General features: G+C 72.1%; 23 protein-coding genes, 1 tRNA gene and 2 pseudogenes. 22 read left to right on the top strand and 4 right to left on the bottom strand.

The features are described from left to right. The first annotated feature begins 64 nt into the window (after window positions 1-64). Genes G7075_RS00890 through G7075_RS00900 form a run of 3 tightly spaced genes read left to right on the top strand, consistent with a single transcriptional unit; the run spans window position 65 to window position 2,009 of the window. Window positions 65-514, top strand: a complete 450-nt coding sequence (locus tag G7075_RS00890; protein WP_166117955.1) for a MaoC family dehydratase N-terminal domain-containing protein — start codon at window positions 65-67, stop codon at window positions 512-514. Beyond that, a complete protein-coding gene (locus tag G7075_RS00895; protein ID WP_166117957.1) occupies window positions 514-936 on the top strand; it encodes a MaoC family dehydratase in 423 nt (140 codons plus the stop codon). The genes G7075_RS00890 and G7075_RS00895 overlap by 1 nt, the downstream gene beginning before the upstream one ends. Beyond that, window positions 936-2,009, top strand: a complete 1,074-nt coding sequence (locus tag G7075_RS00900; RefSeq protein ID WP_166117959.1) for a UDP-N-acetylmuramate dehydrogenase — start codon at window positions 936-938, stop codon at window positions 2,007-2,009. The genes G7075_RS00895 and G7075_RS00900 overlap by 1 nt, the downstream gene beginning before the upstream one ends. Here G7075_RS00900 and G7075_RS00905 read toward each other — a convergent pair. The 4 genes from G7075_RS00905 to G7075_RS00920 form a co-directional block, all read right to left on the bottom strand. Then, on the bottom strand, window positions 2,006-2,554 hold the full coding sequence (locus G7075_RS00905) for a helix-turn-helix transcriptional regulator (protein WP_166117961.1): 549 nt from the start codon (window positions 2,552-2,554) through the stop codon (window positions 2,006-2,008). The two genes, G7075_RS00900 and G7075_RS00905, sit on opposite strands and share 4 nt — an antisense overlap. A 142-nt stretch (window positions 2,555-2,696) precedes the next feature. After that, window positions 2,697-3,848 (bottom strand): adenosine deaminase, encoded by a 1,152-nt coding sequence (locus G7075_RS00910; protein WP_166117963.1) that lies wholly within the window; start codon window positions 3,846-3,848, stop codon window positions 2,697-2,699. Next, on the bottom strand, window positions 3,845-4,357 hold the full coding sequence (locus G7075_RS00915) for a DUF5709 domain-containing protein (RefSeq protein ID WP_166117965.1): 513 nt from the start codon (window positions 4,355-4,357) through the stop codon (window positions 3,845-3,847). The genes G7075_RS00910 and G7075_RS00915 overlap by 4 nt, the downstream gene beginning before the upstream one ends. 4 nt (window positions 4,358-4,361) lie before the next feature. Continuing rightward, window positions 4,362-5,663 carry an aminotransferase class I/II-fold pyridoxal phosphate-dependent enzyme gene (locus tag G7075_RS00920; protein ID WP_166117967.1) on the bottom strand — a complete coding sequence of 434 codons (1,302 nt, stop codon included), beginning with the start codon at window positions 5,661-5,663 and terminating at the stop codon, window positions 4,362-4,364. Between the two features lie 159 nt (window positions 5,664-5,822). Between G7075_RS00920 and G7075_RS00925 the strand changes: the two genes are divergently transcribed. From G7075_RS00925 to G7075_RS01015, 19 genes and pseudogenes are all read left to right on the top strand, one after another. Continuing rightward, window positions 5,823-6,653, top strand: a complete 831-nt coding sequence (locus tag G7075_RS00925) for an endonuclease/exonuclease/phosphatase family protein (protein ID WP_166117969.1) — start codon at window positions 5,823-5,825, stop codon at window positions 6,651-6,653. Window positions 6,654-6,810: 157 nt separating this feature from the next. After that, window positions 6,811-6,883, top strand: a tRNA-Trp gene (locus G7075_RS00930). A gap of 119 nt (window positions 6,884-7,002) precedes the next feature. Then, on the top strand, window positions 7,003-7,266 hold the full coding sequence (gene secE / locus G7075_RS00935) for a preprotein translocase subunit SecE (protein WP_166117971.1): 264 nt from the start codon (window positions 7,003-7,005) through the stop codon (window positions 7,264-7,266). Window positions 7,267-7,330: 64 nt separating this feature from the next. Next, the gene (nusG, locus tag G7075_RS00940) at window positions 7,331-8,260 is read left to right on the top strand and encodes a transcription termination/antitermination protein NusG (RefSeq protein WP_166117973.1); all 930 of its coding nucleotides are present in this window, start codon (window positions 7,331-7,333) and stop codon (window positions 8,258-8,260) included. Window positions 8,261-8,356: 96 nt separating this feature from the next. Then, window positions 8,357-8,782 (top strand): annotated as a pseudogene (gene rplK / locus G7075_RS00945) (50S ribosomal protein L11); the annotation flags it as partial. Between the two features lie 77 nt (window positions 8,783-8,859). Further along, complete coding sequence (gene rplA, locus G7075_RS00950; RefSeq protein WP_166117975.1) at window positions 8,860-9,576, top strand: 50S ribosomal protein L1; 717 nt, start codon at window positions 8,860-8,862, stop codon at window positions 9,574-9,576. A 191-nt stretch (window positions 9,577-9,767) separates the two neighbouring features. After that, on the top strand, window positions 9,768-10,583 hold the full coding sequence (locus G7075_RS00955; RefSeq protein ID WP_166117977.1) for a hypothetical protein: 816 nt from the start codon (window positions 9,768-9,770) through the stop codon (window positions 10,581-10,583). Between the two features lie 304 nt (window positions 10,584-10,887). Further along, window positions 10,888-11,508, top strand: a complete 621-nt coding sequence (gene rplJ, locus G7075_RS00960) for a 50S ribosomal protein L10 (RefSeq protein WP_166117979.1) — start codon at window positions 10,888-10,890, stop codon at window positions 11,506-11,508. 65 nt (window positions 11,509-11,573) lie between these two features. Beyond that, a complete protein-coding gene (rplL, locus tag G7075_RS00965; RefSeq protein WP_166117981.1) occupies window positions 11,574-11,963 on the top strand; it encodes a 50S ribosomal protein L7/L12 in 390 nt (129 codons plus the stop codon). A gap of 259 nt (window positions 11,964-12,222) precedes the next feature. Beyond that, entirely contained in the window at window positions 12,223-13,221 is a 999-nt protein-coding gene (locus G7075_RS00970) for an ABC transporter ATP-binding protein (RefSeq protein WP_305849799.1), read from the top strand. A gap of 2 nt (window positions 13,222-13,223) precedes the next feature. Then, window positions 13,224-13,985: an ABC transporter permease gene (locus G7075_RS00975; protein WP_205860684.1), complete on the top strand. Its 762-nt coding sequence runs from the start codon at window positions 13,224-13,226 to the stop codon at window positions 13,983-13,985. Between the two features lie 5 nt (window positions 13,986-13,990). Beyond that, a complete protein-coding gene (locus tag G7075_RS00980; protein WP_166117985.1) occupies window positions 13,991-14,818 on the top strand; it encodes an ABC transporter permease in 828 nt (275 codons plus the stop codon). A 16-nt stretch (window positions 14,819-14,834) separates the two neighbouring features. Beyond that, on the top strand, window positions 14,835-16,109 hold the full coding sequence (locus tag G7075_RS00985) for an MCE family protein (protein WP_166124158.1): 1,275 nt from the start codon (window positions 14,835-14,837) through the stop codon (window positions 16,107-16,109). Further along, window positions 16,106-17,137, top strand: coding sequence for an MCE family protein (locus G7075_RS00990; RefSeq protein ID WP_166117987.1), 1,032 nt, complete (start codon window positions 16,106-16,108; stop codon window positions 17,135-17,137). The genes G7075_RS00985 and G7075_RS00990 overlap by 4 nt, the downstream gene beginning before the upstream one ends. Beyond that, window positions 17,134-18,117, top strand: a complete 984-nt coding sequence (locus G7075_RS00995; RefSeq protein WP_166117989.1) for an MCE family protein — start codon at window positions 17,134-17,136, stop codon at window positions 18,115-18,117. The genes G7075_RS00990 and G7075_RS00995 overlap by 4 nt, the downstream gene beginning before the upstream one ends. A 17-nt stretch (window positions 18,118-18,134) precedes the next feature. Further along, complete coding sequence (locus G7075_RS01000; protein ID WP_240917798.1) at window positions 18,135-19,289, top strand: MCE family protein; 1,155 nt, start codon at window positions 18,135-18,137, stop codon at window positions 19,287-19,289. After that, window positions 19,286-20,176, top strand: a pseudogene (locus tag G7075_RS01005) (MCE family protein); the annotation flags it as partial. The gene G7075_RS01000 and the pseudogene G7075_RS01005, both read left to right, overlap by 4 nt. Window positions 20,177-20,564: 388 nt before the next feature. After that, window positions 20,565-21,773, top strand: coding sequence for an MCE family protein (locus G7075_RS01010; RefSeq protein WP_240917799.1), 1,209 nt, complete (start codon window positions 20,565-20,567; stop codon window positions 21,771-21,773). Then, the gene (locus G7075_RS01015) at window positions 21,770-22,255 is read left to right on the top strand and encodes a hypothetical protein (protein ID WP_166117995.1); all 486 of its coding nucleotides are present in this window, start codon (window positions 21,770-21,772) and stop codon (window positions 22,253-22,255) included. Before G7075_RS01010 ends, G7075_RS01015 begins: the two co-directional genes overlap by 4 nt. Window positions 22,256-22,284: the final 29 nt, after the last annotated feature.

The following is a 22,284-nucleotide window of genomic DNA, read 5'->3' on the forward strand; positions in this document are numbered from 1 at the left end:
GCGGCCTCGTCGCGTCCGCGGCCGGGTCGCCGGCGTGCGGCGCCCGGCCCCTAGAGTGGTCGCCATGGCCGTGAATGCCGACTTCCTCGGACGCACCTACCCGCCCAGCGGGCCCTACCCGGTCGACGCCGCGCTCATCGCGGCCTTCGCCGCGGCGGTCGGCTCGTCCGACCCGGTCCACACCGACCCCGAGGCCGCCCGCGCGGCCGGGTACGCCGACGTCGTCGCCCCGCCGACGATGGCCGTGCGCTTCGCCCAGGCCTCCGACCGGGCCTACGTCGCCGACCCCGAGGCGGGCATCGACTACAGCCGGGTGGTCCACGGCGAGCAGCGCTTCGTCCACCACCGCCCGATCACCGCGGGCGACGAGGTGCTCGGCACCCTCACCGTCGACCAGATCCGCCAGGCCGGCGGGCACTCGATGATCACCACGCGCACCGAGCTGGCCACCGCGGCCGGGGAGGCGCTGGCCACCTGCACCTCGACCATCGTCGTGCGGGGAGGGGAGGACTGATGGGCGCGCGCTCCCTCGACTCCGTCTCCGTCGGCGACGTCCTCGGGCCGGTCTCCGTGCCCGTCGGCCGCGACACCCTCGTCGCCTACGCGAACGCCTCGGGCGACCAGAACCCCATCCACCAGGACGAGGAGTTCGCCCGCTCGGTCGGGCTCCCCGACGTCATCGCCCACGGCATGTGGACGATGGGCGCCGCCGCCACCGTCCTCGCCGACTGGGCCGGTGACGCCGGTCGCGTCGTCGAGTACGGCACGCGGTTCACCAAGCCGGTGGTCGTGCCCTCCTCGGGGGCGGAGATCCAGGTCGAGGGCAAGGTCACCTCGGTCGACGCCGAGACCGGGCGCGTGGGCGTCGAGCTCACCGTGACGAGCGAGGGGCAGAAGGTGCTCGGACGCTGCGTCGCGGTCGTGCGCCTCGGCTGATGCGCGAGCTGCACGACGAGCCCCTCGCGGGGTACACGACGATGCGCGTGGGCGGCCCGGCCGCCCGGATGGTCGTCGCCGAGACCACCGACGAGCTCGTCGACGCGGTGCGCGAGGTCGACGACGCCGACGAGCCGCTGCTCGTGCTCGGCGGGGGGTCGAACCTCGTGCTGCCCGACGAGGGGTTCGCCGGAACCGTCGTCGTCGTGGCGACCCGTGGGGTCGACCTCGACTCGGCCGACTCCTGCGGGGGCGCCAACGTCACCGTCGCGGCCGGCGAGCCGTGGGACCCGTTCGTCGAGCGAGCCTGCGCCGAGGGCTGGTCGGGCATCGAGGCGCTCTCGGGCATCCCGGGGTCGACGGGTGCGACGCCGATCCAGAACGTCGGGGCCTACGCACAGGACGTCTCGCAGACGGTGGCCCGCGTGCGGGTCTGGGACCGGCTCGAGGAGAAGGTCCGCACGATGATGTCGGTCGACTGCCGCTTCACCTACCGGCACTCGCTCTTCAAGGGCACCGACCGCTACGTCGTGCTCGACGTGATGTTCCAGCTGGTCCTGCAGTCCCTCTCCCAGCCGGTGCGCTACGGCGACCTGGCGGCCCAGCTGGGCGTCGAGTCGGGCGACCGCGTGCCGCTCGCCGAGGCGCGCGAGGCGGTGCTCGCCCAGCGGCGGCGGCGGGGGATGGTGCTCGACGCGGACGACCACGACACCTGGTCGTGCGGGTCGTTCTTCACCAACCCGGTGCTCTCCGAGGCGGAGTTCGCGGCGCTCGAGGAGCGTGCGGGCGAGCGGCTCGGGTCCGAGGCGGGTGCGCCGCCGCGGTTCCCGGACGCCGGAGGGCGCGTCAAGACCTCCGCGGCGTGGCTCATCGAGCGCGCCGGGTTCGGGAAGGGCTACGGGATGCCCGGGCCGGCCGCCGTGTCGACGAAGCACTCCCTGGCCCTGACCAACCGGGGCTCGGCGCGGGCGGCCGACGTCGTCGCGCTGGCCCGCGAGGTGCGTGACGGCGTGCAGGACGCGTTCGGCATCACCCTCGTCAACGAGCCCGTGCTGCTCGGCCAGGAGCTCTAGGCGGCTCCTTCCTCCGGTGGGGCGGAGCGGCGCTCCCAAGGCACCGGGGCGCTCCAGTGCGGGGGGACGGTGCCGAACCGCGTCGCCTCGGTGTTCCACCACCACTGCGGCGGGAAGTCGACCTGTTCGGCGTCGCGGTGCCCGGGGAAGCGCCGACTGCCGTCCCGGACCCGGGCCAGCAGCTCGGTGCGCGGCCAGTGGTCCGGCGGGACAGGAACGGGCAGGGCCGCACCGGCCGGTGAGGGAGCGCCTGCCGGCGGGGGTGAGGGGCCGCCGACCGCGCGTCGGCAGAGGGCGAGCCGGTACTCCGTGCCCTCCAGGGCTGCGACGACGTCACCGAGCCGGAGTCGCTCCGCGCCGGCCTCGAGGCGGGCGAGCCGGCTGAGAGACCATCCGCGCAGGGCGGCGTAGGCGCGCTGGCTCAGCCCGAGTCGGTGCCGCGTCGCCCGCAAGGCGAGCCCGACCTCGTCGCCCAGGCCGAGGGTGGCACGCGCCTCGACGAGCTCGGCGGCGAAGGTGGGGTAGCTGTTCGGTCGGTCGTCCATGGAGCGAGCGTCGTCGGGCGGTGGACGCTGGGTCCAGACCCGGTCTGCAGCCTGTGGATCGCCGGCTGACGAGGCGTCCCTGTGGACGGCGACGGCCGGACCCGGTGTGCGTCGGCTGCTCTCGGTTGCTTCAGGTGCTGACTCATCCGAGAGGAGTCGCACCTGTGGTGCCCGGGGTCCCGCCCGGGCGCCGAGCCCCTGGCGACACCACCTCAGCCGCCGGTCGACGCCCCAGCCACGCCGCGATGTCCCGCTCCGCCGCGGCCCGCACCGCCTCGGGCGCCCGGCTCGCCGCCAGCGACGACCGCGCCAGCCCCGCCAGCTCGACGTCCGACAGCCCGTGCACCGTGCGCGCCGTCTCGTACTGCTCGGCCAGCCGCGAGCCGAAGATCAGCGGGTCGTCCGCCCCCAGCGCCACCACCGCCCCCGCCGACAGCAGCCGTCGCAGCGGCACGTCCTCCGGCACGTCGTACACCCCCAGCGACACGTTCGACCCCGGGCACACCTCCAGCGCCACCCCGGCCGCGACCACCCGGTCGAGCACCCGCGGGTCCTCCACCGCCCGCACCCCGTGCCCGAGCCGGTCGGGCGTGGTCGCGTCCAGCGTCGCCGCCACCGCGTCGGCCCCCAGCAGCTCCCCGGCGTGCGGCACCGACGCCAGCCCGGCCCGGCGCGCGATGCCGAACGCCGCCGCGAACTCCTCCGTGTCACCGCGCCGCTCGTCGTTCGACAGCCCGAACCCCACGACCGTCCCCGCGTCCTCGCCGGCGTACCGCGCCGCCAGCCGCGCCAGCGTGCGCGCCTCGAGCGGGTGGCGCATCCGCGACGCCGCCACGACCACCGCCACCTGCGCCGCTCCCGGCACCCGCGACACCGCCGCCGCCTCGTCGAGCACGATCTCCAGCGCCGGCGTGATCCCCCCGACGAACGGCGCGTACGACGTCGGGTCGACCTGCAGCTCCAGCCAGTGCGACCCCTCGGCCCCGTCGTCGATCGCCGCCTCCCGCACGATCCGCCGCATGTCGGCCTCGCCGCGCACGCACCCGCGCGCCACGTCGTAGAGCCGCTGGAAGCGGAACCACCCCCGCTGGTCCGAGGCGTCGAAGAGCGGCGGGTAGTCGGTCGTCAGCGTCGCCGGCAGCCGCAGCCCGTGCTCGCGCGCCATGTCGCGCACGGTCTCGACCCGCATCGAGCCGGTGAAGTGCAGGTGGAGGTGGGCCTTCGGCAGCGTGCCGACCGGGCGTGACGCCGCACCCTCGGCGCCCGGCGGCGGGGCCCCGGCGCCCTGGCTCACTCCTCCGAGGTCTCCTCGTCGAGGTCGCCCTCGCCGATGACGTGCACGGCGGCCTCCTCGGCCGAGGCCGCGGCGCCGTCGATGCCGACGTCCTCGCCGACGAGGTCCTTCTCGTCGTCCGAGCCCAGGCCCTCGTCGGGCGCGACCAGCCGGCCCGCCCGCTCGTCGCCGACCTCGCCGTCGCCGAGCCAGTCGTCCTCGGCGTCGATCGCGTCGGGGTCGTCGCCCCCGACACGGTCCTCGTCGAGCCCGGACTCGTTGTCCGGGGCCCCGTACGCCGACGTCGGGTCGGGCACCTCCTGGTGGATGCGCTCCTCGATGGTCTCGTCGCGGCCCTGCTCCTCGGCGGTCACGCCGTGGGCCAGCGACCCGTGCAGCTTCTCGGGCGGGGAGTACCCGCGGTCGAGCACGTCGTCGACGTCCTCCTGCTCGAGGGTGTCCTCCGGCTGGAGCTGGTCCTCGTCGCCGTAGGTGGGCTCGTCGGACCGCTCGTCGGGGTGCTCGCTCATCCCGTCACCCTACGTCGCCGGCGAGCTGCTCGGCGGCGGCCAGTGCGACGCACGTCGCGACCCCGGCCATCGCGGTCTCGACCTCCTCGAGCACCGGGAACGACGGCGCGAGACGGATGTTCCGGTCGCGCGGGTCCTTGCCGTACGGGAAGGACGCCCCGGCCGGCGTCAGCGCGATGCCGGCCTCCTTGGCGAGGGCCACGACCCGCGAGGCGCACCCGTCGGGCACGTCGAGGCTCACGAAGTAGCCACCACGCGGCCGGGTCCACTCGGCGATGCCGAGCCCCTCGAGGCCGGCGGTCAGTGCCGCGTCGACGGCGGCGAACTTCGGCGCGAGGATCTCGCGGTGGCGCCCCATGTGCGCGCGCACGCCGTCGGGCGAGCCGAAGAACTGCACGTGCCGCAGGTGGTTGACCTTGTCCGGCCCGATCGAGGCGAACTTCAGGTGCGAGAGGTACCAGGCGACCGTCTCGCGCGACCCGGCGAGGAAGGCGACGCCCGAGCCGGCGAAGGTGATCTTGCTCGTCGACGCGAAGACCACCGGACGGTGCGGGTGCCCCGCGGCCGAGGCGAGCGAGAGGATGTCGGCCGACTTCGCCTCGTCCTCGGTGAGGTGGTGCAGTGCGTAGGCGTTGTCCCAGAAGAGCCGGAAGTCGGGAGCGGCCGTGGGCATCGCCGCCAGCCGGGCCGCGACCTCCTGCGTGACGACCGAACCGGCCGGGTTGGCGTAGGTCGGCACGATCCACATGCCCTTGACGCGCGGGTCGTCACGCACGAGCGCCTGGACGGCGGCGACGTCCGGGCCGTCCTCGAGCATCGGCACGGTGACCATCTCGATGCCGTAGGACTCGAGCATCGTGTAGTGCCGGTCGTAGCCGGGCACCGGGCAGACGAAGGTGACCTTCTCCTCGTCCTTCCACGGCCGCGGCGAGTCGACCCCGCCGTGCATCAGGTGGAAGACGAGGACCTCGTGCATCATCGACAGGCTCGCGTTGCCCCCGGCGAGGACCTGGTCGGCGTCGACGCCCAGCAGCTCGGCGAACATCTCGCGCAGCTCCGGGAGGCCCTCGAGGCCGCCGTAGTTGCGCACGTCGGTGCCGGCGCGGTCGCGATGGCCCTCCGGGAGCGAGAGCAGCCGCTCGGAGAGGTCGAGCTGCTCGGCGCTGGGCTTCCCGCGGGTCAGGTCCAGGCGCAGCCCGCGCTCGGTGAGGGCGGCGTACGCCGCACGCTGCTCGTCGAGGAAGGCGCGCAGCTCCTCGGGGGAGCGGTCGGCGAGGGGGGTCGGGGCGGTGGCTGAGGTGCTCACCCGCCCATCGTGGCAGAGGCGCCCCGGGTGCCGTCGGCCCCGACCGCGGAGCGGCCGGCGGGGGAGTGCTCCCCATCGCGGGGCACCTCCCGGGGTGGCACGGTCGTGGACTGCCGGGGGGCGAACGGCGCCCTCCACCAACCCACCCGGGGGAACTGCATGACCCACACCAGAACCCGCCCGCTCCTCGCCGCCCTGGCCGCCGTCGGCGTGGCCGCCGCCGGCCTGACCGCCGGCATCTCCACCGCCCCGTCCGCCGAGGCGGCCGGCCCGACGACGATCCGCGTCATCCAGCACAACACCGACCAGCACAAGGACCGCTTCCTCGAGGTCGTGCGCGACCTCGAGCAGGGCAAGGCCGATGTCGCGACCATGCAGGAGGTCTGCCAGTCCTGGGTGAAGGACCTGAAGAAGAAGCACAAGGGGTGGGCGGTCAGCTACCACGAGCAGACCTCCAACACGCAGTGCCCGGCAGGCAAGGGGAACGTCGCGATCCGCCCCGGCAAGGGGAGCCGGTTCGCCGAGGCCTACGCCGTCCCCGGCGAGGGCAAGAACTTCGGCATCGCGTGCGTCGCCTTCGGCTTCGGCGGCCACCGGACCCACGCCTGCTCGACCCACCTGTCGACCTACGACACGAACGCGGCCGTCGTGCGGCGCGGTGAGACCGAACGCATCCGCGCGATCACGACCCCCTGGATCGACGCGAAGGACGCGGTCATCGTCGCGGGCGACCTGAACTCCCAGCTCACCTCCTCCGAGCTCGACCCGCTGTACCTCTACCCGGAGTCGCGCTCGCAGGGCCGCTTCGTCGAGGCCGGCCAGCTGGCCCAGAAGCGGAAGAAGCGGGTCGGGCCGGCCACGCACCGCAAGGGCAAGATCGACTACGTGTTCTTCTCGGAGAACCACACGCCCCTCTCTGCGGGCGGGAAGCTCGCGCAGGAGCCGACCTCCGGGCACAAGATCCTCCGCGTGACGACGACCCTGCGCTGAGGACGACGTCGCGTGACGGCTGCGGGGTCCCCGGGTCGGGCGGTTCGCGTCCGGCCCGGGGCGTCCCGTATGCTGTCCGTTCGGTGTGACCACCATCTGTCGGCGTGCCGTCAGGCCGGTCGCACCACCCGGGTCCGCCCCCCAACGGCGGTCCCACAGGGCAGTGGCTCAATTGGTAGAGCACCGGTCTCCAAAACCGGCGGTTGGGGGTTCGAGTCCCTCCTGCCCTGCGTCGCACGTGTGGTACGTCCACGAAACGCGGCCCGCTCCGTCGGGCTGCCTTCGCGGTCGTGCCGCCCGGAAGGCAACCGAACCGAGCAGCTCGACGTGAAGAGGCACCGTGACTGACGTGGGTCAGACCAGGACTCCCTCCCGCCCCGCCAAGGGCACGGAGCGGAGCGGCAACCCCATCTCCCGGTGGTTCCGCGCCGTGGGGCTGTTCGTCAGCCAGATCCTCGACGAGCTGCGCAAGGTCGTCCGGCCCACGCGCAACGAGCTGTGGAACTACACCATCGTCGTCATCGTGTTCGTCGTCGTGATGATGGCCATCGTCTCCGGGCTCGACTTCGGCTTCAGCAAGCTCATCGGGCTGGTCCTCGGCAACGGGTCCTGACCCGCACCGCCGCGCCAGAGCACACCGCCCCCCGGCACCCCGCAGAACAAGGAAGAGGTCACCCGTGTCCGACCAGTGGACCGACAACCCCGACGTGGCGTCCGACGACGCCCCCGAGGTGGCGCCCGAGGCCGTGACGGAGGAGTCCGCCGCCGACGCCCCGAGCGACCTCCCGGTCGACGACACCCCCGTCCAGGAGGTCGACCTCGAGGCCGCCGAGTCCTTCGACGCGGCGCAGGCCGAGGCCGACACCGAGGAGTCCGCCTCCGACGACGACGGCACCGACGAGGACGACGCCGAGGAGCACGGCACCGACGACGCGGACGACGCGCCCGCCACCCCCGTCGACGAGGACGGCGACGTCCTCGAGGGCATCGACCCGGTCCAGGCGTTCAAGGACGACCTCGCCGCCAAGTTCGGCGAGTGGTACGTCATCCACTCCTACGCCGGCTACGAGAACCGCGTGAAGGCCAACCTCGAGAACCGGACGCAGTCCCTCAACATGGAGGACTACATCTTCGAGACCCAGGTCCCGATGGAGGAGGTCACCGAGATCAAGGGCGGGCAGCGCAAGCTGGTCCGCCGGGTCCGGATGCCCGGCTACGTCCTCGTCCGGATGGACCTCACCGACGAGTCGTGGGGCGCCGTCCGGCACACCCCGGGCGTCACCGGGTTCGTCGGCAACGCCCACCAGCCGGTGCCGCTGACCCTCGACGAGGTCTTCACGATGCTCAAGCCGGCCGACCTCGAGCCGCCGGCCGCCGCGGGTGCCTCCGGTGGGGCGCAGGCCTCCTCGGGCGGCTCGTCCGGCGAGACCACGGTCGTCGACTTCGAGGTCGGCGAGTCGGTCACCGTCATGGACGGCCCCTTCGAGACCCTGCCGGCGACGATCTCCGAGATCAACGCCGACACCCAGAAGCTCAAGGTGCTCGTCTCGATCTTCGGCCGGGAGACCCCGGTCGAGCTCTCCTTCAGCCAGGTCGCCAAGATCTGACCGGAGGACCCCCTCCGCGGGGGACCCGCGGACACTGCAAAGGGGTCATCGCCCACGGCGTCGGCCCACCCCCACCAGAACAAGGACAGACATGCCCCCAAGAAGAAGGTCTCCGGCTACATCAACCTGCAGATCCAGGCAGGTGCCGCGACCCCCGCGCCCCCCGTCGGCCCCGCGCTCGGTCAGCACGGCGTCAACATCATGGAGTTCGTCAAGGCGTACAACGCGGCGACCGAGCACCAGCGCGGCAGCATCATCCCCGTCGTCATCACGGTCTACGAAGACCGCTCGTTCACCTTCATCACCAAGACCCCGCCGGCCTCCGAGCTCATCAAGAAGGCCGCCGGCGTCGCGAAGGGCTCGGGCGAGCCGCACAAGACCAAGGCGGGCAAGCTTACCAACGACCAGCTCCGCGAGATCGCGGAGGCCAAGATGCCCGACCTCAACGCCAACGACGTCGAGGCCGCGATGAAGATCATCGCCGGCACCGCCCGTCAGATGGGCATCGAGACCGAGCTCTGAGCCCGGTCGAACCCCCCTGTGGCAGGGCCTGCTTCGGCCCGATCACCACGACTCCACCACCACACCAGGAGCAGCACATGAAGCGCAGCAAGTCCTACCGCGCCGCGACCGAGAAGATCGACGCGGACAAGGTCTACGCCCCCCTCGAGGCGATCCGCATCGCCAAGGACGTCGCGTCGGCCAAGTACGACGAGACCGTCGAGGTCGCGTTCCGCCTCGGCGTCGACCCCCGCAAGGCCGACCAGATGGTCCGCGGCACGGTCAACCTCCCGCACGGCACGGGCAAGACCGCCCGCGTCCTCGTCTTCGCCAACGGCGACAAGGCCGAGGCGGCCACCGCGGCCGGTGCCGACTTCGTCGGCTCCGACGACCTCCTCGAGAAGGTCGCCGGCGGCTGGCTCGACTTCGACGCCGTCGTCGCGACCCCGGACCTCATGGGCAAGGTCGGCCGGCTCGGCAAGGTCCTCGGCCCGCGCGGTCTCATGCCCAACCCGAAGACCGGCACGGTCACGATGGACACCGCCAAGGCCGTGTCCGACATCAAGGGCGGCAAGATCGAGTTCCGCGTCGACAAGCACGCGAACCTCCACTTCATCATCGGCAAGGCCTCCTTCGACGAGAAGTCCCTCGTCGAGAACTACGCCACCGCCCTCGAGGAGGTGCTCCGGCTCAAGCCGGCCGCCTCCAAGGGCCGGTACATCACCAAGGCGACCCTGTCGACGACGATGGGCCCGGGCATCCCGCTCGACGCCAGCAAGACCCGCAACCTCACCGAGGAGTCCGTGGAGGCCTGAGCCCCCGCCCTCGCGCACCGGGCCCGCCGTCCCCCACGGGGCGGCGGGCCCGTTCGCGTCGCGACGATGGTGACGAGAGGGTCACGACCGCGGAACCGGGTCATCCCCACCCACGTCGGACCCGTACGCTGGCACCACGCGGCGGCCGCCACGGCCCCGCTCCCACGACGACCTCACGGGGGAAGTTCCGTATGAAGCGCACCATCGTCACCGCCCTGGCCCTGTCCGGGGCCCTCGCCCTCGGGGCCTGCGGCTCCACGACCGCCGACACCGGCACCGGCAGCAAGGCCGGCACCTCGCAGGAGGCCCCCGCGGCCGCCGTCAAGGTCGGCGACACCGTCGACCTCGCCGAGCTCGCGACGAAGAGCTCGGCCGCCGTCAAGGACAAGGGCAGCGCCCACATGACGATGGACCTGGGGGCAGAGGGCAAGGCCGAGGCCGACGTCGACTACAGCGGCACCTCGCCGAAGATGGCCATGACGATGACCGTCTCGGGCGAGAAGCTCGACCTGGTCTACGTCGACAAGGTCATGTACATGGGCGGCGCGAGCTTCGCCCAGATGGCCGGCGGCAAGAAGTGGATCAAGATCGACCCCAACGGCAAGGACCAGATGTCCCAGATGATGGGTCCGATGCTCGGCCAGATGGAGTCGAGCATGTCCAACCCCGCCGAGCAGCTCAAGGGCTTCGAGGGCGCCAAGGCCACGGTCAAGTCGATCGAGGGCGGCAACACCACCTACACGGTCAAGCTCACCAAGGAGCAGCTCGCCGCGGCGGTCAAGAAGCAGGCGGCCGGGGTCCCCGGGCTCACCGAGGAGTCGCTCAAGCAGATGCCCGACGGCATGACCTACGACCTGACCTTCGACAAGGACCAGCTGCCCCTGACGATGAGCATGGACGTCAGCGGCCAGGCCCTGAAGATGACCTACTCCAAGTGGGGCGAGCCGGTCAGCATCAAGGCCCCCGCGGCCTCCGAGGTCGGCACCTTCGAGCTCCCCACGAGCTGACACCCCGCACGCACGAGCAGCACCGCCGCGGCGCCCCGGGACCTCCCGGGGCGCCGCAGCGATTTGGGAGCGGGGCGGGCCGTCCCGTACGCTGGTCCACGACCGAAGACCGCCGGTGGTCACGTGCACCCGCACGAGACCGAAGGCCCCGCCGAGAGCGGGCGACCAGCGCAGGCCACGAAGTACCGGAAGCGACCGGTGGCGTCATGCCCCCGCCGCGCCCCGAGCCCCGTGCCCTGCGCCGGGGCTCTCTCTCGTTCCCGGGTCCTTCACGGGCGGTCCGACCCGACGGAAGGAGGCCCGAATGTCACGTGCCGACAAGGTTTCGGCGATCGCCGAGCTCTCGGAGAAGTTCAAGAGCTCCAACGCCGCCGTCCTCACGGAGTACCGGGGACTCTCGGTGGCGCAGATCACCGAGCTGCGCAACACCCTGCGTGGCAACGCGACCTACGCCGTGGTCAAGAACACGCTGACCCAGCTCGCTGCCAAGGACGCCGGGGTGACCGCGTTCGACGGTCAGCTCGTCGGCCCGTCCGCGATCGCCTTCGTCGAGGGCGACCCCGTGGAGGCGGCCAAGGGTCTGCGCGACTTCGCCAAGGCCAACCCCCTCCTGGTGATCAAGGGCGGTGTGCTCGAGGGCAAGTCCCTCTCCGCCGCCGAGATCACCAAGCTCGCGGACCTCGAGTCCCGCGAGGTGCTCCTCGCCAAGCTGGCCGGCGCCATGAACGCCTCGCTCAGCCAGGCCGTCTACCTCTTCGCCGCTCCGCTCTCCCAGGCCGCCCGCGCGGTCGAGGCGCTGCGGGCCAAGGTCGAGACCGAGGGCCCGGCGGCCACCGCCGACGCCCCGGCCGAGGCCGCGCCGGAGACCCCCGCCGAGGCCGATGCCGAGGCCACCGACGTCGCCGAGGGTGGCGACGAGAGCTGACCCCCGGGTCCGCTCACCACTCAACCGCCACTCACGGCACCACGCAGCAACGAAAGGACGCCATCATGGCCAAGCTCAGCACCGACGAGCTCCTTGACGCCTTCAAGGAGATGACCCTCATCGAGCTCTCCGAGTTCGTCAAGCAGTTCGAGGACACCTTCAACGTCACCGCCGCCGCGCCCGTCGCGGTCGCCGGTGCCGCCGCCCCGGCCGCCGGTGGCGGCGACGACGCCCCGGCCGAGCAGGACGAGTTCGACGTCGTCCTCGAGGCCGCCGGCGACAAGAAGATCGCCGTCATCAAGGAGGTCCGCGCGCTGACCTCCCTCGGTCTCAAGGAGGCCAAGGACCTCGTCGACGGCGCCCCGAAGCCCGTCCTCGAGAAGGTCGACAAGGCCGCGGCCGAGAAGGCCAAGGAGCAGCTCGAGGGCGCCGGCGCCACCGTCACCCTCAAGTGACATCGTCCCCGTGAGGGGATGACGCCACGCCCTACGGGGCCCGACCGTTCGCGGTCGGGCCCCGTTCGCGTGCCCGGGGTCGACCAATCCGTCCGACCGGCCCACGCCGAACCCTCGTCCGTGGCACCCTGTCCCGCACCGCGGGCGGGACGGGGGGCACCTGAGAAAAGCCATAGGTCACCAAAGCACCGTCGTCGCGGTCGACATGGTCTGATGGTCCGCGGCCCGGCTACCGACAGGTAACTTCCGGGCGGGGCAGGTGGCGACGACGGCTGGGAAGGGCGACATGGGTGTCGAGATCGCGGTGAGCGGGCTGACCAAGCGCTTCGGCAGCCAGCTCATCTGGGACGACGTCACGCTCACCCTGCCGGCGGGCGAGATCTCGGTCCTGCTCGGCCCCTCGGGCACCGGCAAGTCGGTCTTCCTCAAGACCCTCGTCGGCCTCATCCGCCCCGACGCCGGCTCGATCGTCATCGAGGGCCAGGACGTCGTGCAGCTGCGCGGCGACGACCTCTACGAGGTCCGCAAGCTCTTCGGGGTGCTCTTCCAGGACGGCGCGCTGTTCGGCTCGATGAGCCTGTTCGACAACGTCGCCTTCCCGCTGCGCGAGCACACGAGGAAGGGCGAGAAGGAGATCGGCGACATCGTCCGCGAGAAGATGGAGCTGGTCGGCCTCGCGGGCGCCGAAGGCAAGCTGCCCGGCGAGATCTCCGGGGGGATGCGCAAGCGCGCCGGCCTGGCCCGCGCCCTCGTCCTCGACCCGCAGATCCTCCTCATCGACGAGCCCGACTCCGGCCTCGACCCCGTGCGCACGAGCTACATCAACCAGCTCTTCGTCGACCTCAACGCCCAGATCGACGCGACCTTCCTCATCGTCACGCACGACATCAACACCGCCCGGACGGTGCCCGACAACATCGGCCTGCTCTACCACCGGCACCTCGCGATGTTCGGGCCGCGCGAGATGCTCCTGTCGTCCGAGGAGCCGGTCGTCCGGCAGTTCCTCAACGCCCAGACCATCGGCCCGATCGGCATGTCCGAGGAGAAGGACGCCGACGAGCTGGCCGCCGAGTCCGGCCAGGAGCTGCCGCCGCTGCCGCCCATCCCGCTCCAGCTGCCCACGAGCGACGGCACGCCGCGGCGGGCCGAGCGTGAGGCGGGGGAGTGGTGCCGCGCCCAGGGCGTCACCCCGCCGCCCGGCAGCTTCGCCTCCACCACGGCCGGGATCGTCGGGGTGGCGCAGGGGGCCGAGGCATGACCGTGGTCACCAACGGCCTGCGGCAGGCCGGCTCCTTCTTCGGGCTCGTCGTCGACGTCGCGAAGGCCGTCCCGAAGCGCCCGTTCCAGCTCAAGGAGTTCATCCAGCAGGCGTGGTTCGTCGCGTCGGTCACCATCGTGCCGACCGCCCTGGTCTCGATCCCGTTCGGCGCGGTCATCGCCCTCCAGCTCGGCACGCTGACCCGCCAGCTCGGGGCGCAGTCCTTCACCGGTGCCGCCTCCGTGCTCGCCGTCGTCCGCGAGGCCTCGCCGCTCGTCACCGCCCTGCTCGTCGCGGGGGCCGGCGGCTCGGCCATCTGCGCCGACCTCGGGTCGCGCAAGATCCGCGAGGAGATCGACGCGATGGAGGTCCTGGGCATCGCGCCGATCCAGCGCCTCGTCGTGCCCCGGGTCCTCGCGACGATGCTCGTCGCCGCGCTGCTCAACGGGCTCGTGTCCGTGGTCGGTGTCGCGGGCGGCTACGTCTTCAACGTCATGGTGCAGGGCGGCACCCCGGGCGCCTACCTCGCCTCGTTCACCGCGCTGGCCCAGATCGCCGACCTCGTCACCTCGGAGATCAAGGCGCTGCTCTTCGGGGCGATCGCCGCCCTCGTCGCCTCGTACAAGGGCCTGACCGCCGGGGGCGGCCCCAAGGGTGTCGGGGACGCCGTCAACCAGGCCGTCGTCATCACCTTCATGTTCCTGTTCGTCGTCAACTTCGTCATCTCGGCCGTGTACTTCCAAGTCGTGCCGCAGAAGATCTGACGCCGATGTCACGCCTCTCCGCCGCCTCCCGCGCCCCGCTGCGGCTCCTCGACGAGCTGAGCGCGCAGATGCGCTTCTACGTCGCCTCGGTCCGCTGGGTCCCGCGCACGGTGCGCCGCTACCGCAAGGAGGTCTTCCGGCTGCTCGCCGAGGTCTCCCTCGGCACCGGGGCGCTGAGCGTCATCGGCGGCACGGTCGGGGTGCTGACCTTCCTCGCCTTCTTCACCGGCTCGCAGGTCGGCCTCCAGGGCTACAGCTCGCTCGACCAGCTCGGGACCGGTGCGTTCGCGGGCTTCGTCTCGGCCTACCTCAACACCCGCGAGATCGCCCCGCTCGTCGCCGGCCTCGCGCTCGCGGCCACGGTCGGCTGCGGGTTCACCGCCCAGCTCGGCGCGATGCGGATCAGCGAGGAGGTCGACGCCCTCGAGGTCATGGGCATCCCGAGCCTGCCGTTCCTCGTCACCACCCGGATGATCGCCGGCTTCGTCGCCGTCATCCCGCTCTACGTGCTCGGTCTGCTCTCGTCGTACGCGGCGACGCGGTTCATCGTCACCGACTACTTCGGGCAGTCCAAGGGCACCTACGACCACTACTTCCACCTGTTCCTGCCACCGGGGGACATCCTCTGGTCGTTCGTGAAGGTGCTGATCTTCGCGGTCGTCATCATCGGCATCCACTGCTACTACGGCTACACCGCGAGCGGCGGCCCGGCGGGTGTCGGCGTGGCCGTGGGCCGGGCCGTGCGCACCTCGATCGTCGCGGTCAACCTCGTCGACTTCTTCCTCAGCCTGGCCATCTGGGGGGCCACGACGACGGTGAGGATCGCCGGATGACGGGCCTCCTCGGGGGCTGCGGGAACGCGCGTACGGCGTCGCGTTCCTCCTCGTCGTCGCGCTCGGGGTCACCCTGTCGATCGCCACGTTCGAGAAGGTGTTCACCGACGTCGTCACCGTCTCGCTGCGCGCCGACCGGATCGGCAGCCAGATGCAGGAGTCGGCCGACGTCAAGATCCGCGGCGTCATCGTCGGCGAGGTCCGCTCGATCCGCTCCGGCCCCGAGGGGGCGACGCTCACCCTCGCCCTCGACCCCGCGTCGGTCGACCTCATCCCCGCGAAGGTCAGTGCCCGGCTGCTGCCCAAGACGCTGTTCGGCGAGCGGTTCGTCGACCTCGTGGCGCCGCAGGGTGCGGCCGGCCGGGCCATCCGCGAGGGCGACGTCATCCCCCAGGACCGCACGACCGTGGCCATCGAGCTCGAGCGGGTCTTCGACGAGCTGCTGCCCCTGCTGCGCACCGTCAAGCCCGAGAAGCTCGCCGCGACCCTCAACGCCCTGGCCACCGCGCTCGACGGCCGCGGCACGAAGCTCGGCGAGAACCTCGTCCTCGTCAACCGGTACTTCACCGAGCTCAACCCGCAGATGCCGCTCATCCAGGCCGACATCAGCGGGCTCGCCGACCTCGCGAGCACCTACGCCGACGCCGCCCCGAACCTGCTGCGGGCGGCCGATGCCCTGCGCACGACGAACGCGACGATCGTCGAGAAGAAGGACCAGCTCGCCGGGTTCCTCGCGGGCACGGCCGGCTTCGCGAACACGACCGCGGAGTTCCTCGAGAAGAACGACGACCGGATCATCCAGGTCGGGCGGGTGCAGCGCCCGACCCTCGCCGTGCTCGCCAAGCACGCGCCGGTCTACCCGTGCCTGGCCAAGGGGCTGGTCAACTGGATCCCGCGGGCCGAGGGGATCTTCAGCAACGGGCAGTTCCACATCACCCTCGAGACGCCGCCCCAGCGCAACGGCTACCGCCCCGGCCAGGAGCCGGCGTGGAACGACGACCGCGGGCCCAGCTGCCGCGGCCTGCCCAACCCCGGTGGCAGCCAGGCCAACCCGCGCGGAGGCGCCTCGTTCGCCGACGGCAGCGGGGGTGGCGCGCGCTCGGCCCTGCCCTCGGCCCTCCTGGCACCCACCGGCCTCGCGGTCGGCAACGTCGACTCGGGCCTGGCCGGCACCGAGGCCGAGCAGCAGGTCGTGGCCATCGCGCTCGCGTCCGAGGGTGGCGGCGAGCCGTCGGCCCTGACGACGCTGCTCGCCGGGCCGATGCTCCGCGGCAGGGTGGTGAACCAGTGAGGACCACCTCGAGCCTCGTCAAGCTCATCGCCTTCGTCGTCGTCACGGTGCTCGCCACCGGCATCCTCGCCGCGACCATCGCCAACGTCCTGCCCGGCGACAAGGCGTCGTACAAGGCCGTCTTCACCGACGTCACCGGCCTGTCCGCGGGCCAGGACGTGCGCATCGCCGGCGTGCGGGTCGGCACCGTCACCGACATCGCCGTGGCCCGCGACCGGGTCCACGCCGAGGTCACGTTCGACGTGCTGCGCTCGACGAGCCTGACCCGCGGCACGGCGGCGACCATCAAGTACCGCAACCTCGTCGGCGAGCGCTACGTCGCGCTGACCCAGGAGCCCGGCAACGCCGCCCCGCTGCCCGAGGACGGCACGATCCCGGTCGAGCGCACGCACCCTGCGCTCGACCTCACGGTGCTCTTCAACGGGTTCAAGCCGCTGTTCGCCGCGCTGTCGCCCCAGGACGTCAACGAGCTGTCGGCACAGGTCATCTCGGTGCTGCAGGGCGAGGGCGGCGACATCAACAGCCTCCTCGGGCAGACCGCCTCGCTGACCACGGCGCTCGCCGACCGCGACGAGGTCATCGGCCGCACCATCGACAACCTCACGACGGTGCTCACGACGGTCGAGGCCAACGACACCGCGTTCAAGGACCTGCTGACCCAGCTGCAGCGCTTCGTCTCGGGCCTGTCGGCCGACCGGAAGGCCATCGGGGACTCGCTGACCAACATCAACCGGCTCACCGGAGACACGGCGAGCCTGCTCCAGGCCGGCCGCCCCGACCTCAAGGCCGACATCAAGAACCTCGGCCACCTCGCCGGCACGCTGAACGAGCCGGCGAACACGAAGGAGTTCGAGCGCTTCATCGGCCAGGCCCCGACGAAGATCTCGACGATCACCCGGACGGCGACCTACGGCTCGTGGTTCAACTTCTACCTCTGCCGGTTCGACGTCCAGAACCTGCTGCTCCCCACCGGCAAGACCCCGGGCAACCTCGGGTACGACGTGGCCGCCGCGAGGTGCAAGGGATGAGGTGGCGCCGCTCCGGTCCGCCGCGGGACCGCAACACCGTCAGGCTCGGCATCGTCGGCCTCGTGGTCGTCGCCGTGCTCATGGTGCTGGCCTTCAACGCCTCCAGCCTGCCGCTCATCGGGGGCGGTGACCGCTACAGCGCGGCCTTCTCCGAGGCCGGCGGCCTGCGCGACGGTGACGACGTGCGCATCGCCGGGGTGAAGGTCGGCGACGTCACGGGCGTCGACCTCGAGGGCTCGCACGTGCGCGTCGACTTCCGCGTCACCGGCGACGTGGCCTTCGGGCCGAGCACGGCGGCGTCGGTGCGCATCAAGACCCTCCTCGGCGAGAAGTACGTGGCCCTCGAGCCGCGGGGGACGGGGCAGATGAAGGAGGGGACGCAGATCCCGCTGAACCGCACCGTCTCCTCCTACGACGTCATCACCGCCTTCTCCGACCTCACCCGCACGACCGAGCAGATCGACACCCAACAGCTGGCCCGGTCGCTCGACGTGCTCGCGACCGAGTTCAAGGACACCCCCGATAACGTCCGCACCGCCCTCGACGGCCTGAGCCGGCTCTCGGCGACCATCGCCGGCCGGGACGAGAAGCTGCGCGACCTGCTGCGCTCGGCGAACTCGGTGACGGGCACGGTCGCCGAGCAGAACAAGGTCGTCGACACCCTCATCAAGGACGCCGACCTGCTCGTCGCCGAGCTCGAGACCCGGCGCGAGGCCATCCACACGCTCTTCACGAACACCAGCGCGCTGGCCCAGCAGGTGACGGGACTGGTGCAGGACAACCGGGCCCAGCTGAAGCCGGCCCTCACCCAGCTCAAGGGCGTGCTCGCGACGCTGCAGAAGCACGAGGCCGACCTCAAGAAGACGATCGCCGCGATGGCCCCGTTCACCCGGCTCTTCGCCAACACCCTCGGCACCGGGCCATGGTTCGACACCTACATCCAGAACCTCACGAACCCGATCGGTGGGGTCGGACGATGAGGCGGCCCACGCTCCGGGTGCCCGAGCGGCTCCGCGGCCTGCCGCGCTGGGCCGGCGTCGTGGCCGGTGTCGTCGCGGTGGCCCTCGTCGCCGCGGCCGTCGTCCTCTGGCCGCGCACCGAGCCGGTGCGGGTCAGCGCCGACTTCGTCCGCGCGGTCGGGCTCTTCCCGGGCTCGGACGTGCGCATCCTCGGGGTCAAGGTCGGGGAGGTCACCGACGTGCGGCCGTCCGGCGACCACGTCCGCGTCGACCTCGAGTTCACCTCCGAGCACCCGGTGCCGGCCGACGCGCAGGCCGCGGTCGTCGCCCCGTCGCTCGTCAGCGACCGGTACGTCCAGCTCCTGCCGGTGTTCACGAAGGGCGCCCGGATGCGCACCGGCGCGCACATCCCGCTCGAGCGCACCGCGGTGCCCGTCGAGCTGGACCGGGTGAGCCAGAGCCTCGACGACCTCATGGTCGCGCTCGGGCCGAAGGGGGCCAACGCCGACGGCGCGCTGTCGCGGGTGCTCGAGACCGGGGCGGCCAACCTCGACGGCAACGGCCAGAGCCTCCACGACACCACCGTCAACCTCTCCCGCGCGGTGCAGACCTTCTCCGAGGGCCGGGGCGACCTCTTCTCGACGGTGAAGAACCTCAACACCTTCACCGAGACCCTCGCGGCGAACGACCAGCAGGTCCGCCGGCTCAACACCAACCTCGCGTCGGTGACCACGGCCCTCGACAGCGAGCGCGACGACCTGTCCGCCGCCCTCGCCAACCTCGCCGTCGCCCTCGACCAGATCACCTCGTTCGTCAAGGACAACCGGGCCCTGCTCAAGGACGACGTCGCGAGGCTCACCGACGTCACGGGCGCCGTCGTCGACGAGCGCAAGGCCCTCGCCGAGACCCTCGACGACGCGCCGGTCGCCCTCTCCAACCTCCAGCTGGCCTACGATCCGAAGAACGGCACCCTCGACACCCGGGCCACGATCCAGGGCACCGACACGCCGGGCCTGCTGCTCTGCTCGATCATCACCGGCCCGACCGGCACGGGGAACACCGACCTCTGCAAGGACTCCGGCCTGCTCGACCTCAAGCTGCCCGACCTCCTCGGCCGGCTCACCGGCTCGTCCGGTGCCTCGCCCGGCCTGCTGGGCGGCGCCGACCCGACCCTGGGAGGGCTGCTCGGATGAACCGCACCCGCACCCGCACCGCGGCGACCGCGCTGCTCAGCGTCCTCGCCCTCGTCGTCCTCGCCGGATGCTCGAGCGTCTACGACCTCCCGCTGCCCGGCGGGCCGCGCGCCGAGGGGCGCCAGATCACCGTCGAGGCCGAGTTCGCCGACGTCCTCGACCTCGTGCCGCGCTCGTCGGTCAAGGTCGACGAGGTGACCGTCGGCGAGGTCACCGGCGTCGCGCTCGACGGCTGGACCGCCCGCGTGACGATGCGCATCCCGGCCGCGAGCACGCTCCCCGACGACACCCGCGCCGAGCTCAAGCAGACCTCGCTCCTCGGCGAGAAGTACATCGCCCTCGAGCGCCCCGAGAGCGGCGGCACCGGCACCCTCGCCGACGGCGACCTCATCCCCCTGGCCCGCACCGGGCGCAACCCCGAGGTCGAGGAGGTCCTCTCGGCGCTCTCGATGCTGCTCAACGGCGGCGGGGTCGGCCAGCTGAAGATCATCGAGTCCGAGCTGAACGACGCGATGCGCGGCAACCACGAGGAGATCGACAGCCTCATCACCCAGCTCGACACCTTCGTCGGCGGCCTCGACGAGCAGAAGGCCGAGATCATCCGGGCCATCGACGGCATCGACCGGCTCAGCGCCTCGCTCGCGGAGCGCAAGGACCAGCTCGCGGCCGTGCTCCAGGAGCTGCCGAAGGGGCTGGCGATCCTCGCCGACCAGCGCGAGCAGCTGACCTCGATGCTCACGGCCCTCAGCCGGCTCGGGAAGGTCGGCAGCACGGTCATCGAGGCCTCGCGCGACGACGTCCTGGCGAACCTCGCGGCGCTCAAGCCGGTGCTCGCGCAGCTGAACAAGGCCGGCGACGACCTGCCGAGGTCGCTCCAGCTGCTGCTGACCTACCCGTTCCCCGACTCCTCGCTGCAGGCCATCAAGGGCGACTACACGAACCTGCGCGTCACGGCCGACCTCGACCTGCGCCACCTCACCCTGCCGACGCCGACCGGGCTGCCGAGCCTGCCGATCCCGACGACCCTGCCGACGCTGCCCATCCCGAGCCTCCCGGTCCCCACCATCACCGTGCCCCTGCCCAGCCTCCCGCTGCCGACGAAGAGCCTGCCGCTGCCGACGAAGTCGGGTGGCCCGCTCTGCCCGCCGATCTGCATCGGCAGCGCCGCGGCCACCTCGGGCGAGGACACGTCGTGGACCACCCTCTACACCGGGGGCAGCCGTGATCCGCCGGCTCACCAAGGTCCAGCTCGCGCTGTTCCTCGTCATCACGATCGTGGCCACCTCCTACCTGTCGGCGCGCTACGTCGGCCTCACCGAGCGGGTCCTCGGCGGCGGCCCGACCGTCGTCGCCGACCTCCAGAGCTCCGGCGGCATCTTCGAGGGCGCCGAGGTCACCTACCGCGGCGTGCGCGTCGGCCGGGTCTCCGAGCTCAGCCTCAGCGCCGACGGCGTCCGGGTCCACGCCCGCCTCGACCGGGGCACCGAGGTCCCCGAGGACACCCTCGCCGTCGTCGAGAACCGCTCGGCCGTGGGGGAGCAGTACCTCGACCTGCAGCCCCGCTCCGACGGGTCGCCCTACCTTGCCGACGGTGACGTCATCGCCCGCGAGAACACCGCGACACCGCTGCGGGTCGACCAGCTGCTGCTCGACGTCGACCGCACCGTCCGCTCGGTGCCCAAGGACGACCTCAGCACCGTCGTCGACGAGCTCGGCACCGGCTTCGAGGGCACCGGCGACGACCTCGGCCGGCTCATCGACAACGGAGATGCGTTGACCCGCAGCGCGATCCAGGCGCTGCCCGACACCATCGCCCTGCTGAAGTCGGGCAAGGTCGTCCTCGACACGCAGCGCGACACGGCCTCGCAGATCAAGGACTTCTCCGGCGACCTGGCCCGCATCTCCGAGACCCTCAAGGCCTCCGACCCCGACCTGCGGGTCGTCCTCGACCGCGGCACGGTGGCGTCCAAGGAGCTCGAGGGCGTCGTCAAGGAGAACCGCGAGTCGCTCGGCACGCTCATCGCCAACCTCGTGACGATCGGACAGGTCACGAGCGCCCGGGTCGACGGCATCGACCAGCTGCTCATCACCTATCCCGAGGTGGTCGCCGGCGGCTACACGGTGGTGCCCGGCGACGGGTCCGCGCACTTCGGCCTCCAGCTCGCCCAGTCGCCCGCGCCCTGCACGAAGGGCTACGGCGGCACGACGAGGACGGACCCGAACAAGACCTTCGGCCTGCCGCCGGTGAACACCGCCGCGCGCTGCACCCTGCCGCGCGGCTCGGCCTCGACCGTGCGCGGGGCGCAGAACGCCCCCGGAGCCCGCCCGGCCGGCAGCGCGAGCTACGCGATCGCCTATGGTTCCGACCCGGTGCCGCTCGGGACCACGGCCTACGGAGCGCCCACCCGCGTCGTGGCACCGCTCGCTCCCGCCGGAAGCGCCGCGGGGTCGTGGTCCTGGATCATGGAGGAGGCAGCCCGATGACGCGCACGGTGCGCCTGCTGTGGGCGCTCGTGGCCCTCGTCGTGCTCGCGACGGTGGTGCTCGCGGCGACCCGCGGACGGGCCTGGTACGACGCCCGGCAGGTGCAGCAGGCCCAGCGCGAGGCGCTCGCGGCCGGCCGCCAGCTCGCGGTGAACTTCGCGACGCTCGACTACCGCAAGGTCGACGAGGACACCGACCGGGTCAAGCAGGGGGCGACCGGCGAGTTCCTCGACAGCTACACGACGAGTCTCACCGACCTGCGCAAGGTCGTCACCGACAACAGGTCGACCTCGCGGGTCGAGCGGGCCGAGGCCGCGCTGGTCTCCGGCGACCGCGACTCGGCCCAGGTCATCGTCGGGGTCGTCGCGCCGACGTCGAACAGCAACGCCCCGGACGGCGAGACCAAGACCTACCGGATCAAGCTCGGCCTGCGCGAGGTCGGCGGCACGTGGAAGGTGGAGCGCCTTGAGTTCGTCGGATGACCGCCGCCGCCCCCGGGTGGCCGGCCAGC

Origin of the sequence: Phycicoccus sp. HDW14, assembly GCF_011383005.1 — a bacterium.
Lineage (GTDB): Bacteria > Actinomycetota > Actinomycetes > Actinomycetales > Dermatophilaceae > Phycicoccus.

Coding starts and splice junctions, on each gene's coding strand:
- G7075_RS00895 (WP_166117957.1), top strand. CDS start 514: ATGGGCGCGCGCTCCCTCGACTCCGTCTCCGTCGGCGACGTCCTCGGG.
- G7075_RS01015 (WP_166117995.1), top strand. CDS start 21,770: ATGACGCGCACGGTGCGCCTGCTGTGGGCGCTCGTGGCCCTCGTCGTG.
- rplL (WP_166117981.1), top strand. CDS start 11,574: ATGGCCAAGCTCAGCACCGACGAGCTCCTTGACGCCTTCAAGGAGATG.
- G7075_RS00925 (WP_166117969.1), top strand. CDS start 5,823: ATGACCCACACCAGAACCCGCCCGCTCCTCGCCGCCCTGGCCGCCGTC.
- G7075_RS00905 (WP_166117961.1), bottom strand. CDS start 2,554: ATGGACGACCGACCGAACAGCTACCCCACCTTCGCCGCCGAGCTCGTC.
- rplA (WP_166117975.1), top strand. CDS start 8,860: ATGAAGCGCAGCAAGTCCTACCGCGCCGCGACCGAGAAGATCGACGCG.
- G7075_RS00955 (WP_166117977.1), top strand. CDS start 9,768: ATGAAGCGCACCATCGTCACCGCCCTGGCCCTGTCCGGGGCCCTCGCC.
- G7075_RS00980 (WP_166117985.1), top strand. CDS start 13,991: ATGTCACGCCTCTCCGCCGCCTCCCGCGCCCCGCTGCGGCTCCTCGAC.
- G7075_RS00915 (WP_166117965.1), bottom strand. CDS start 4,357: ATGAGCGAGCACCCCGACGAGCGGTCCGACGAGCCCACCTACGGCGAC.
- G7075_RS00900 (WP_166117959.1), top strand. CDS start 936: ATGCGCGAGCTGCACGACGAGCCCCTCGCGGGGTACACGACGATGCGC.
- G7075_RS00995 (WP_166117989.1), top strand. CDS start 17,134: ATGAGGTGGCGCCGCTCCGGTCCGCCGCGGGACCGCAACACCGTCAGG.
- G7075_RS00890 (WP_166117955.1), top strand. CDS start 65: ATGGCCGTGAATGCCGACTTCCTCGGACGCACCTACCCGCCCAGCGGG.
- rplJ (WP_166117979.1), top strand. CDS start 10,888: ATGTCACGTGCCGACAAGGTTTCGGCGATCGCCGAGCTCTCGGAGAAG.